This window comes from Stenotrophomonas sp. AG209 (assembly GCF_003550055.1).
GTDB lineage: Bacteria > Pseudomonadota > Gammaproteobacteria > Xanthomonadales > Xanthomonadaceae > Stenotrophomonas.
Genome location: NZ_QXDB01000001.1, coordinates 159,501 through 172,672, shown reverse-complemented (window position 1 = coordinate 172,672; position 13,172 = coordinate 159,501). Strand labels below are relative to the sequence as shown.

General features: G+C 67.2%; 9 protein-coding genes. All 9 read left to right on the top strand.

Going from position 1 to position 13,172, the window contains the following annotated elements; translation table 11 throughout:
- Positions 1 to 60: 60 nt before the first annotated feature.
- Positions 61 to 369 carry an STAS domain-containing protein gene (locus DFO63_RS00755; RefSeq protein ID WP_101765404.1) on the top strand — a complete coding sequence of 103 codons (309 nt, stop codon included), beginning with the start codon at positions 61 to 63 and terminating at the stop codon, positions 367 to 369.
- Positions 366 to 731, top strand: a complete 366-nt coding sequence (locus DFO63_RS00750; RefSeq protein ID WP_005409521.1) for a response regulator — start codon at positions 366 to 368, stop codon at positions 729 to 731. The genes DFO63_RS00755 and DFO63_RS00750 overlap by 4 nt, the downstream gene beginning before the upstream one ends.
- 45 nt (positions 732 to 776) lie before the next feature.
- Positions 777 to 2,759, top strand: a complete 1,983-nt coding sequence (locus DFO63_RS00745) for a chemotaxis protein CheA (protein ID WP_049443476.1) — start codon at positions 777 to 779, stop codon at positions 2,757 to 2,759.
- A gap of 382 nt (positions 2,760 to 3,141) precedes the next feature.
- Complete coding sequence (locus DFO63_RS00740; protein ID WP_049443475.1) at positions 3,142 to 5,391, top strand: methyl-accepting chemotaxis protein; 2,250 nt, start codon at positions 3,142 to 3,144, stop codon at positions 5,389 to 5,391.
- 158 nt (positions 5,392 to 5,549) lie between these two features.
- On the top strand, positions 5,550 to 6,323 hold the full coding sequence (locus tag DFO63_RS00735) for a flagellar brake protein (RefSeq protein WP_119006213.1): 774 nt from the start codon (positions 5,550 to 5,552) through the stop codon (positions 6,321 to 6,323).
- Between the two features lie 218 nt (positions 6,324 to 6,541).
- The gene (locus DFO63_RS00730) at positions 6,542 to 7,033 is read left to right on the top strand and encodes a chemotaxis protein CheW (protein WP_119006212.1); all 492 of its coding nucleotides are present in this window, start codon (positions 6,542 to 6,544) and stop codon (positions 7,031 to 7,033) included.
- A 136-nt stretch (positions 7,034 to 7,169) separates the two neighbouring features.
- Positions 7,170 to 7,553, top strand: a complete 384-nt coding sequence (locus tag DFO63_RS00725) for a hypothetical protein (protein ID WP_075674549.1) — start codon at positions 7,170 to 7,172, stop codon at positions 7,551 to 7,553.
- Positions 7,554 to 7,654: 101 nt separating this feature from the next.
- A complete protein-coding gene (locus tag DFO63_RS00720; RefSeq protein ID WP_101765399.1) occupies positions 7,655 to 10,033 on the top strand; it encodes a methyl-accepting chemotaxis protein in 2,379 nt (792 codons plus the stop codon).
- A gap of 845 nt (positions 10,034 to 10,878) precedes the next feature.
- Positions 10,879 to 13,161 (top strand): methyl-accepting chemotaxis protein, encoded by a 2,283-nt coding sequence (locus DFO63_RS00710; RefSeq protein ID WP_119006211.1) that lies wholly within the window; start codon positions 10,879 to 10,881, stop codon positions 13,159 to 13,161.
- Positions 13,162 to 13,172 lie beyond the last annotated feature (11 nt).

Here is a 13,172-nt window from a genome sequence, read left to right as displayed (position 1 = left end):
CCCTAAAGAACCCCACCGGGGTGCCGTTATGGATCACGGAACCGTTTGTCCGGAGCAACGATGAGCACTGTCGAACTGGGTGGGGATCTCGGCATCGAGAGCACTACCGAGCTCAAGAACCGCCTCGCCCCACTGGTGGAGCAGGAAGGCGAGCTGACCCTGGATGCCAGCCAGGTCGCCCGCATCCACACGGCCGCCGTGCAGGTGCTGTGTGCGTTCGTGCAGGCCCGCCGCGAGGCAGGCCTGGGCACCGGCTTCCACGGTTGCACCGCAACCTTCCGTGACGCCGCGCGCCTGCTGGGCGTCACCCAGGCCCTGGGCCTGGACGTAACCCATGACAACCTGAAATCTGTGGAGAACGCTGCATGAGCGCACGTATCTTGGTGGTGGACGATTCGGCGTCGATGCGCCAGATGGTGTCCTTCGCCCTCACCTCGGCCGGTTTTGCCGTCGAAGAAGCTGAAGACGGCGCGGTCGCGCTCGGTCGCGCCAAGGGCCAGCGCTTCAATGCGGTGGTCACCGACGTCAACATGCCGAACATGGATGGCATCGCGCTGATCCGCGAGCTGCGCCAGCTGCCGGACTACAAGTTCACCCCGCTGCTGATGCTGACCACCGAATCGGCCGCCGACAAGAAGTCCGAAGGCAAGGCCGCCGGTGCCACCGGTTGGCTGGTCAAGCCGTTCAATCCCGAACAGCTGGTCGCCACCGTGCAGAAAGTGCTGGGCTGATCGCCCGGCACCGCTCCCCCTCTTCGCTTCCGGACCACCACTGCCATGAGCATGGACCTGCAACGCTTCCACGCCACCTTCTTCGAGGAGAGCCGCGAAGGCCTCGACGCGATGGAGGCTGGCCTGCTGGCCCTGGAATCGGGGCAGCAGGACGCGGAGATCATCAATTCGGTGTTCCGCGCTGCCCACTCGATCAAGGGCGGCGCCGGCACCTTCGGCTTCGACGCGATCGCCGGCCTGACCCACGTGCTGGAGACGCTGCTCGATGAGCTGCGCGCCGGCAAGCGGGCACTGGAAGGCCACGCCGTCGACGCCATGCTGTCCTCGGTGGACGTGCTGCGCGCCCTGCTGCGCGAAGCCGAACACGGCCAGGCTGCCGATCCCGCTGCGGTTGCTGCGGTAAAGGCGCGCCTGGAAGCGGTTCTTTCCGGCCAGGCCGCAGCGAGCACCCCGGCGGCCGCCGCAGCCAAGGTGGACGATACGCCGGAAGCCTGGCAGATCGGCTTCACCCCCGCGCCGTCACTGTTCATGAGCGGCAACGACCCGCTGCGCATCATCCGCGAACTTGAGCACCTGGGTTCGCTGCAGGTCGCCGCGCGCATGGACCGCCTGCCGGGCTTCGCCCAGCTCGATCCGCTCGAAGCTCACCTGGCGTGGGACCTTGGTCTGGTCGGCAAGGTGCCGCGCAGCAAGATCGAAGACACCTTCGCCTGGGTGCTGGACGACTGCGAACTGGACATCCGTCCGGCCGCGCCGCCGAGCCTGGCCACCCAGGCACCGGCCGCTCCCGCTCCGGCGGCAGCAGCGCCGTCGGCTCCCGCCGCGCCCGCCGCCAGCGGTGGTGCCAGCCAGGAAGCGGAAACCTCCATCCGCGTCAGCGTCGACAAGGTCGATGCGCTGATCAATCTGGTCGGCGAACTGGTCATCACCCAGGCCATGCTCAAGCAGGTCTCGCACGCGCTGGACCCGGTCCACGCCGAGAGCCTGTTCGCCGGCCTGGACCAGCTTGAACGCAACACCCGCGACCTGCAGGAAGCGGTGATCGGCGTGCGCATGCTGCCGGTCGATGCGGTGTTCCGCCGCTTCCCGCGCCTGGTCCGCGACCTGTCCAGCCGCCTCGGCAAGCAGGTGCGCCTGCGCACCGTCGGCGAAGGCACCGAACTGGACAAGGGCCTGATCGAGAAGATCGCCGATCCGCTGGTGCACCTGGTGCGCAACTCGATCGACCACGGCCTGGAAATGCCCGACGTGCGTCGCGGTGCAGGCAAGGACGAGACCGGCACGATCACGCTGGCGGCCTCGCATCAGGGCGGCCATATCGTCATCGAAGTCAGCGACGACGGTCGCGGCCTGGACCGTGCCAAGATCCTGGCCAAGGCCCACGAACGCGGCCTGGCGGTGCCGGACAACCCGACCGATTCGCAGGTCTGGGACCTGATTTTCCAGCCCGGCTTCTCCACCGCCGATGCAGTCACCGACCTGTCCGGGCGTGGCGTCGGCATGGACGTGGTCCGCCGCAACATCCAGGCGCTGGGGGGCGAGGTGCAGATCGAGAGCAGCCTCGGTGCTGGTACGCGCACGCTGATCCGCCTGCCGTTGACCTTGGCCATCCTCGATGGCATGACCGTGGCGGTGGCTGGTGAAACCCTGATCCTGCCGTTGGCCTATGTGCTTGAGGCGTTGCAGCCGCAGGCCGAGGACATCCGCAGCATGGCCGGCGAAGGCCGCGTACTGCGCGTGCGTGGCGAGTACCTGCCGATCCTGTCGCTGAGCGAGTACTACGGCTACGGCAACCGTGCGCCGGGCAGCGAATCGCTGGTGGTGGTGGTCGAAGGCGATGGCCAGAAGATCGCACTGGAAGTGGACGAACTGGTCGGCCAGCAGCAGGTGGTGGTGAAGAACATCGAGAACAACTACCGCCGCATCGGCGGGGTGTCCGGTGCCACCATCCTCGGCGACGGCCGCGTCGCGCTGATCGTCGACATCGGCGGACTGGTGCGTTCGCTGCGGATGCCGCAGGCCGCCTGATCCACGCTGCAGGCGTGCACTGGACCGCCGCCCTTCGGGGCGGCGGTTTTTGTTTGTGCGCGCTCTGCCAAGGGGGTCAGATCCCTTTCCTGCGGAAAGGGATCTGACCCCAATCCACAGCGCCCCACATTTTGTGAACTCCGTCATCGCGATGGTTTCGTGCGCAACCACGCCACGCAAGCGAAAGCCCCGCCACTGCAGCACTTTCGCGCCGTCATCCCTACGCAACCGAATGTGATCTGCGTCCATAAAGTCCGCCCGGAACGCGCCGTTATTCCGCAATGACGGCCGTCACCGAACCCCACCGGGCACCACCGTTCGCGATGCAACCACCCCAGCCGGCGCACCGCCGCCGACACTCTGCCCACCTGGAGCACCCCGCATGAAGTGGTTCCAAGATCTGCCCATCGCCCGCAAGCTGGCCGTGGGGTTCACACTTACCACGCTGATGACCCTGGTCCTCGGCGCCTTCGCCCTGCTGCGCCTGAGCGAAGCCAACAGCCAGCTCCGCGAAATGGCCGGCAACGATATTCCCTCGGTCCAGCATTTGGGCGAAGCGCGCTCGCAGCTGGGCGAGTTCCGTACCTACGAACTGGCCCTGCTGAGCATGCTCGACCAGCCGGAAAAGGTGGCCGACTACAACAAGCGCATGGACGACACCGCCAAGGCCGTGCACGACGAGCTGGCTGCGTACACGGCGCTGCCGGCGCTGGACAAGGAGCGTGAACTCTATCGCGCCGCGAACGTGCAGCTGGAACGCTACTTCGCCGCCAACAAGGCCATGCGCGAAGCCGTGGCCGCTGGTGATGGCACCCTGGCGCAGCAGATCTCCGACGAACAATCGCGCCCGGCGCGCCGGGATCTGTTCGCCGCGATGAAGACCCTCGGCACCCACATCGCCGGCCTGATGGACGGCAAGATCGCCGCCGCCAACGCCACCCACCGCACCAGCATGATCGCCATCATCGGCTGCATCGTGCTGCTGTCGCTGGTGGCCGCCGCGCTGGCCACGGTCATCTCACGCGCAGTGACGGGTCCGCTGGGCAAGGCCGTGCACGCCATCCAGGCGGTGGCCCGTGGCGACCTGAGCGTCAGCACCCAGGCCACCAGCAAGGACGAAGCCGGAAGGATGCTGGCCGCCACCGCCGAGATGACCGCGATGCTGCGCCGCTTCAGCGAGCAGACCCAGCTGATGGCACAGATGCACGCGGGCCCGGACATCAGCCATCGCATTCCGGAGGATTTCCCGGGTGTCTATGGCCAGCTGGCCGGCGGCATCAACACGGTGATCTTCGAGCACCTGGACGCCATCCGCGATGCCATCGACGTGCTCAACCAGTACGCCATCGGCAACCTCGCCCCGGACGCCCGCCGCCTGCCGGGCAGCCGCGCGATCCTGCACGAATCGATGGATGCAGCCAAGGCCAGCCTGCTGGCGATCAACTCGCAGATCCAGCAGCTGGCCGCAGCGGCCGCGGCCGGTGACTTCAGCCAGCGCGGCGACGCACAGCGTTTCCAGCACGACTTCAAGCTGATGATCGAGCACCTCAACACCATGATGCAGGTGGCCGACGGCAATCTCGGCCAGCTCTCGCAGCTGCTGCAGTCGATCGCCGCTGGCGACCTGACCGCGCGCATGGAAGGCCAGTTCAACGGCGTGTTCGCACGCATGCGTGACGACGCCAACACCACCGTCGCGCAGCTGACCCAGATCGTCGGCCAGATCCAGGCCAGCGCCTCCAGCATCACGCTGGCTGCCGGCGAGATCGCCTCCGGCAACAGCGACCTGTCGCGCCGTACCGAGCAGCAGGCTGCCAACCTGGAGGAAACCGCTGCCTCGATGGAGGAACTGACCTCCACCGTGCGCCAGAACGCCGAGCATGCCCGCCAGGCCAACCAGCTCGCCATCGGCGCGCATGGCGTCGCCTCGCAGGGCGGCGATGTGGTCGGCCAGGTGGTCACCACCATGTCGGCCATCGAAGCCTCGTCGAAGAAGATCGCCGAGATCATCAGCGTCATCGACGGCATTGCGTTCCAGACCAACATCCTGGCGCTGAATGCCGCCGTGGAAGCCGCCCGTGCCGGTGAACAGGGCCGTGGCTTCGCCGTGGTCGCCAGTGAAGTGCGTACCCTCGCCCAGCGTTCGGCCGCCGCCGCCAAGGAGATCAAGGGCCTGATCGACGACTCGGTCGGCAAGGTCGCCGAAGGCTCCAGCCTGGTCCACCAGGCCGGCAGCACCATGGGCGAGATCGTCGCCTCGGTGCAGCGCGTGACCGACATCATGGCCGAGATCTCCGCGGCCTCGCAGGAGCAGTCGGCGGGCATCGAGCAGGTCAACCAGACCGTGGTGCAGATGGACGAGACCACCCAGCAGAACGCCGCCCTGGTGGAAGAAGCCACGGCTGCGGCACGTGCGATGGAAGACCAGGCGGTACAGCTGGGTGAAGCCGTGGCCCGCTTCCGGCTCGCATCGCAGGGCACGACAGCCATTCCCGCACGCCCGCTGGCAGCACCGGTACCGCGCCAGGTCGCGGCCGCCGCACCTGCGGCAAAGCCGGCCCCCACGCGCCCGCTGCGCAGCTCGGCGGCGCAGCCGGCACTGGCCGCGGACGGCGACTGGCAGGAGTTCTGATGTAGCCGGGGTCGGCTCCCTCTTCTTCGGAAGAGGGATCCGACCCCACACGCATGGAAAGTGATGTAATTCTCACTTCATAATCCGGGGCAGAGGCCGATATCCCCATCGAGCCTCGCGCCAACGCGTGCTGGCGCCCGCCCCTGACCGTAGATTCCATGTCCGACGGCAACGACACTGCAGTGCATGATGTCCACGCGGCTGATGCCGCCGACGAACGATTCCTGGTCCGCAACCCGCGCCAGCTGCGCCAGCTGCTGCGCTCGCTGATCGACCAGCGTTCGCTGATCAACGCCCATATCGACGGCCGCGACCGCTCGTTCCCGACCGCCCTGCTCGACCTCGACGAAGACGAGGACTTCCTGCTGCTCGATGGCAGCCCGCAGGAGGCCTCCAACCGTGCCGCCGAACAGGCCGATCACCTGCTGTGCTTTGCCCAGCTCGAACGCGTGCTGGTGCGCTTCCGCCTGCACGAACTGCAGCGCGTGGACAACGACGGCCACGTCGCCTTCCGCGCCCCGCTGCCGGACGAACTGGTGCACCTGCAGCGCCGCGAGCTGTACCGGCTGGAAACCCCCGTCACCGACTCGCCGCAGCTGCTGCTGCCGCCCGGCGAAGCGCGGGCCGAAGCGCTGTCGATGCGGGTGGTGGACATCAGCGGCGGCGGCCTGGCCGTGGTGGTCCCAAGTGACTGTGCGGTGTTCGGCCTGCAGAAGCGCTATCCGGCGCAGCTGTCGCTGCCCGATGGCCCCGACCTGGATATCGAACTGGTGGTCTGCAACCTGCTGCCGCAGCGCCAGCCCAATGGCATCGAGGTCAAGCGCGTGGGCATGCGCTTTGAAAGCCTGCCGCGCGGCGCCGACAGCGCCATCCAGCGCTACATCTTCCGCATCGACCGCCAGCGCAAGGCCCGCCGCAACGGCGAGCTGTAAGGCCGTCCGACCGGCAGTGCCGGCCGCTGGCCGGCAACCCCGGAACGCATGCCGGGGTCAGATCCCTTTTCCCTGAAAAGGGATCTGACCCCATCCGCGCACCCTCCCTGGTAGATCCACACCAAGCGTGGATGCCTTCCCCCGGCACCTAAAGTCCCCTCCAACGGGGCCGATATCGAGCCTGACACCGGGACTTCCGGCAGAACCAGGACCCCTCGATGAACGACAAGACCAGCTCCGCCGCCAGCGCCGGTGGCGAATTCCTCAGCTTCACCCTTGGTGAAGAGCACTACGGCGTGGACATCCTCAAGGTGCAGGAAATCCGTGGCTACGACGCCGTCACCCGCGTACCGGATGCGCCGGACTACATCAAGGGCGTGATCAACCTGCGCGGCACCATCGTCCCGGTCATCGACCTGCGCCTGAAGCTGCGCCTGGACAACGCCCGCTACGACGCCTTCACCGTGATGATCGTGCTGAACGTGGAAGACCGCGTGGTCGGCATCGTCGTCGACAGCGTCTCCGACGTGATCCCGCTGTCGGCCGAGCAGATCCGCCCGACCCCGGAATTCGGTGCCGCCGTCGATACCCGCTTCATCTCCGGCATCGGTACCCACGACGATCGCATGCTGATCCTGCTGGACATCGAGACCCTGCTCGACAGCGCCGACATGGGCCAGGCCAGCCTCGCCGAAGACGTCGCCGCCTGAGCAAACGGAACTGCTTCACGTTCCAGTCACAAAACCCTTCAGTTCCCTCCGGCGATGCCGATAGGGGGACAGAAGCCGGTCGCGCAGGAGCGCGCAGGACCGGCCCGACCGTTACCATCCCCGGAGATACCCCTCGATGAAGTCCCTGCTTGCGTTCGTTTCGGCCGCTGTCCTGGCCACCACCGCCGCCTCCGCTTTTGCCCAGTCGGCCGACATGATCCCGCCGGAAATGGCACCGCGTTCGGTCGGCAAGGACGGCATGGTCTGTGGCAAGGTCGAAAAGGCCCGCTACGCAGAAGGTTCCGAAGGCCAGCCGACCTTCCTGTACATGGGCGGCGCCTTCCCGCGCCACACCTTCTCGGCCCGCATCGCCGGTGAGAACCGCGGCAAGTTCTCCTTCCCGCTGGAAACCCTGGAAGGCAAGACCGTCTGCGTGATCGGCAAGATCCAGCGCGACGCTTCGCGTGCGGAAATCGAAGTCAGCTCGCCGTCGGCACTGAAGCTGGCCAACATCAAGTAATCCGCTGTTCGTCGAGCCACGCCGGACCTGGTGCCGGCGTGGTTCCTGCTGCAACCGGGCCCGATGCCCGGGCGCGTCTGCCTTAGGAGCCTGCAACGCCCATGCCGTGGATCAACAACCTGAAACTGATGCCGAAGCTGATGCTGACCTTCGGCGTCATCCTGCTGGTGATGCTGCTGCAGGGCATCGTCGCCTATCGTGGCCTGCATTCGCTGAACAACGTCACCACCGAGCTGGCCGGTTCGCGCATGGAGAGCATCCGCATGGCCGGCGAGATGCGCGGCATGCTGGGCGAATACCGCAATGCCGCCTACCAGCAGTTGATCCGCGCCAGCGACGACGTCAAGTCCGATGCCCGCAAGCAGGCCGTCGAGCTGCGCGAGAGCATGGACAAGTCGATCAAGGGCTATCCGGCACTGGTCGACAACCCGCAGCAGAAGAAGCTGTTCGACACCTTCGCCAAGGAATGGAAGGACGCCCTGGCCTCCTATGACAGCGTCACCGAGATGCTGGAACTGGACCTGCCGGACGACGCCATCGATACCTTCGTCGGCGAAACCCGCACCAAGCACCGCAAGGCCGCCTCGGCGCTGGAAGCGCTGATCGCCGAAGACAACCGCCTCGCCCGCGCCTCGCGCGAAGAGGCCGAATCCACCTACTCCGCCTCGGCCGTGCTGACCGTGATCGCCCTGCTGGGCGGCGCCGCACTCGGCCTGGTGCTGGTCTGGCTGTTTGCCCGCGCCCTGGTCGGCAGCGTGCGCGGCGCCGTCTCGGTGGCCAACGAAGTGGCCGGCGGCAAGCTCGATGGCCACATCGACGTCAGCCGCCAGGACGAAGTGGGCGAACTGATGCAGGCGATGCAGCGCATGCAGCGCGACCTGCGCGAGCGCACCGAAACCGACCAGGCCATCGCCCGCGAGAACCTGCGCATCCGTACCGCACTGGATTACAGCTCGACCGGCGTGTACCTGACCGACACCAGCAACACCATCGTCTACAGCAACCGCGCCCTGCAGCAGACCCTGAGCCAGTACCAGGACGACGTGCGCCGCGACCTGCCGGACTTCGATGCGCAGGCGTCGCTGATCGGCAAGCCGGTCACCGTGCTTGAACACCGCGGCGAGATGGACCAGACCCTGCTGGGCAACCTGAAGGCACACGGCGTCGCCCGTCGCCCGATGCAGTACGGCGATGCGCAGTTCGCCCAGGTGGTCTCGACCATCCGCAATGAAGGCGGCGACACCGTCGGCTACGTGGTGGAGTGGCGTGACCGTACCCAGGAAGCGCAGGTCGAAGCCGAAGTGGCCCGCGTGATCGCCCAGGCTGCCGCCGGCGACCTGTCCGGCCGCATCGACGCCAGCGACAAGGAAGGCTTCTTCCTGCAGCTGGCCCAGCAGATCAACGGCCTGCTGGACGCCAACGCTGGCAGCATCGAACAGATCTCCGGCCTGCTCGCCGCGCTGTCGCAGGGTGACCTGACCGTGCGCATGCACGGCGACTACCAGGGCGTGTTCGCCCGCATGCGCGACGATGCCAACGCCACCGCCGCACAGCTGAGCGAGATCGTCACCCGCATCAAGCAGTCCAGCCGCGCGATCAGCTCGGCCGCCGGCGAGATCGCCTCCGGCAACAGCGACCTGTCGCGCCGCACCGAGCAGCAGGCTGCCAACCTCGAAGAAACCGCCGCCTCGATGGAGGAACTCACCTCCACCGTGCGCCAGAACGCCGAGCACGCCCGTCAGGCCAACCAGCTCGCCATCGGCGCGCATGGCGTCGCCTCGCAGGGCGGCGACGTCGTCGGCCAAGTGGTCACCACCATGTCGGCCATCGAAGCCTCGTCAAAGAAGATCGCCGAGATCATTTCGGTCATCGACGGCATCGCGTTCCAGACCAACATTCTGGCGCTGAACGCCGCGGTGGAAGCCGCGCGTGCCGGTGAACAGGGCCGCGGTTTCGCCGTGGTCGCCAGCGAGGTGCGTACTCTCGCCCAGCGCTCGGCCGCCGCCGCCAAGGAGATCAAGGGCCTGATCGACGACTCGGTCGGCAAGGTCAACGACGGCTCGGCGCTGGTGCACAAGGCCGGAGCCACCATGGGCGAGATCGTCGCCTCGGTGCAGCGCGTGACCGACATCATGGCCGAGATCTCCGCGGCCTCGCAGGAACAGTCGGCCGGCATCGAGCAGGTCAACCAGACCGTGGTGCAGATGGACGAAACCACCCAGCAGAACGCTGCGCTGGTGGAAGAAGCCACTGCCGCAGCACGTGCAATGGAAGAGCAGGCCGGTCACCTCAGCGAGGCCGTGTCGATCTTCGTAGTGGACGAAGCCGAGACCGTGGTTGCCCCGCGCATCGCCGCTGCCCCGGCCCCGCGTGCTGCTGCACCGGCCGCACCGGCCCCGGTCGCCCCGCCGGCCCGCCGCACCGCCGGTGGTCGTCCGATGGCCACCGAACTGGCCGACGGAGACTGGCAGGAGTTCTGATGCCTGCCTGACCTGACGTACGAGAACGCCCTGGCCCTGCGCCGGGGCGTTTTCGTTTACGGGGTATCTGGATATCCAGCCAACGGCGATGCCCCTCGGGGTGGTCGCGGAAGGCGGCGGATTTCCTTCGCTTGGGCCGGGAGGGTGGGTTGCGCAGGGGACGCTGCAAGTACGTCCATGTAAGCTCGGTCGCCGCATCCATGCGGCTCACGCCCCTGCGCAACCCACCCTCCCGGCCACGGACACTTTCCGTGCGCGTCCACCCCGGATCGAAGAAAGAAGAGCAAGAGCAACAGCAACAGCCGCACCGCGTCCGGGGTCAGATCCGTTTTCCGCAGGAAAACGGATCTGACCCCTCTTTCCACTTGGAAACCCAACGCTCTTGCCGTCCGCCGAAGTGAAGCCCTGGCGGGCCGGGTCGGGGTGGGCAGGCAGGACCGTTGGCGCCATGGATGGCGCCATCGAGCCCCCATGGGTGAGGGCGCTTTGCTTGCGAAGCACTGCTTCGCAAGCGCCCGAACGCACAGCCGCCAGCGGCTGGGCCGGACCCCGGAGGGGGGTTCACGGCGTGTCCTGCCTGCCCACCCCGATCCGGCCAACCCGTAGCAACCCATCGCCATGACCTGCCGTTGCCGTTGCCGTTGCCGTTGCCGTTGCCGTTGCTGTTGCTGTTGCTCCAAAAGCCTGCCGCAGGCAGCGCCGCAGCCGCCGCTGCAAGGAAACCTGAATACGTTCGGACACCGCACCTCAATCCCCCGCCCGCGCGGCCGATAACGGGGTTGTCACCGCTTGTCCCGCTGTGACCGGCACGGCGCCGCCCGCCCGCTTCGACCTGGTCCTGCTCGATGAATCTCCTGCATCGCTGGCAACACTACTTCAGCAATCTCTCCGTCCGGCGCAAGCTCAACCTGCTGACGCTGCTCATCGCGCTCGGCGTGATCGCGCTGTCGGTGATCGCCGCCCGCATGCAGTACCTGGACCTGACCGAGACCCGCAAGACCGCGCTGAAGACCCAGGTCGAACTGAGCTACGGCATCCTGCAGCACTACCACCGCCTGGCCGGTACCGGCGAGCTCAGCGAAGAGGCCGCCAAGAGCGCCGCGCTGCAGGCGCTGGAGGTCATGCGCGCCGAGAACGATACCTACTACTTCAACATCTACGACACCGGCTACCGCCTGCTGATGCACCCGTTCCGCAAGGACTTGGTCGGCAAGGACATGAAGGACTTCCGCACCGACGACGGCGTGCGGATCTACTACGACCAGGTCGAAGCGGCCCGCGCCGGCGGCGGCTTCGTCAACTACCGCTGGGCCAAGCCGGGCAGCAAGGGCGACGTCGAGAAGGTCGCCTATGCCGGCCTGTTCGCGCCCTGGAACTGGGTGGTCAGCAGCGGTGTCTACATGGACGACGTGCAGAAGCAGGCGCTGGTGTTCACCGCCATCATGGCGGTCTCCGGTGGCGTGCTGGTACTGATCGTGCTGGCCCTGAGCTGGGTCATCGGCAACCGCATCGCCGTACCGCTGAAGCAGGCCACCGCCGTGGCCGAAGGCATCGCCGGCGGCAAGCTGGACAGCCACATCGGCCCGCAGCCGCATGACGAGACCGGCCGCCTGCTGGAGGCCATGGCCGGCATGCAGCAGCAGCTGCATGCGGTCATCTCGGGCCAGCGCGAAATGGCGCGCCGCCACGACGGTGGCGAACTGAGCTATCGCATCGACGCCAGCGCCTTCCCCGGCGAGTACGGGCTGATGGTGCAGGAAACCAACGCCCTGGTCGGCGGCCACGTGCAGACCCTGCACGACGTGCTGGACGTGGTGCAGCAGTATGCTGTCGGCGATCTCAGCCGCGACATCGCGCGCTACCCGGGCGAGAAGGCCGCGATGACCACCACCGTCGACACGGTCAAGGCCAACCTCGGCCGCATCAACGCCGAGATCAAGCAGCTGGCCAGCGCCGCCGCTGCGGGTGACTTCAGCCGCCGTGGCGACGCCCAGCGTTTCGATCACGATTTCCGCCTGATGCTGGAAAACCTCAATGCGATGATGGCGGTCAGCGATGACAACCTCGGCAAGCTCTCGCAGCTGCTGTCGGCCATCGCCGAGGGTGACCTGACCGCGCGCATGCACGGCGACTACCAGGGCGTGTTCGCACGCATGCGTGACGACGCCAACACCACCGTCGCGCAGCTGACCCAGATCGTCGGCCAGATCCAGGCCAGCGCTTCCAGCATCACCCTGGCCGCCGGCGAGATCGCCTCCGGCAACAGCGACCTGTCGCGCCGCACCGAGCAGCAGGCTGCCAACCTGGAAGAAACCGCCGCCTCGATGGAGGAACTGACCTCCACCGTGCGCCAGAACGCCGAGCATGCCCGCCAGGCCAACCAGCTCGCCATCGGCGCGCATGGCGTCGCCTCGCAGGGCGGCGACGTCGTCGGCCAAGTGGTCACCACCATGTCGGCCATCGAAGCCTCGTCAAAGAAGATCGCCGAGATCATTTCGGTCATCGACGGCATCGCGTTCCAGACCAACATTCTGGCGCTGAACGCCGCGGTGGAAGCCGCGCGTGCCGGTGAACAGGGCCGCGGTTTCGCCGTGGTCGCCAGCGAGGTGCGTACTCTCGCCCAGCGCTCGGCCGCCGCCGCCAAGGAGATCAAGGGCCTGATCGACGACTCGGTCGGCAAGGTCGCCGAAGGTTCCAGCCTGGTCCACCAGGCCGGCAGCACCATGGGCGAGATCGTCGCCTCGGTGCAGCGCGTGACCGACATCATGGCCGAGATTTCCGCTGCCTCGCAGGAACAGTCGGCTGGCATCGAGCAGGTCAACCAGACCGTGGTGCAGATGGACGAAACCACCCAGCAGAATGCCGCGCTGGTGGAAGAAGCCACCGCCGCCGCACGCGCGATGGAAGACCAGGCCGGCCAGCTGGCCGACGCCGTGGCGATCTTCCGCCTCGACAACCAGGTCTCGGCCGCGATGCAGGCCGTGGCCGCGCATGTCGAGCCGGTGCGCGTCGCCGCCGTGGCACGCCCGCAGCCGAGCCGCACGCCCGCACCGGCACCGATACCGGCACGCCGTAGCAGCAACGCCAGCACCTTCGTCGCCAGCGACAGCGACTGGCAGGAATTCTGAGACCCACCCGC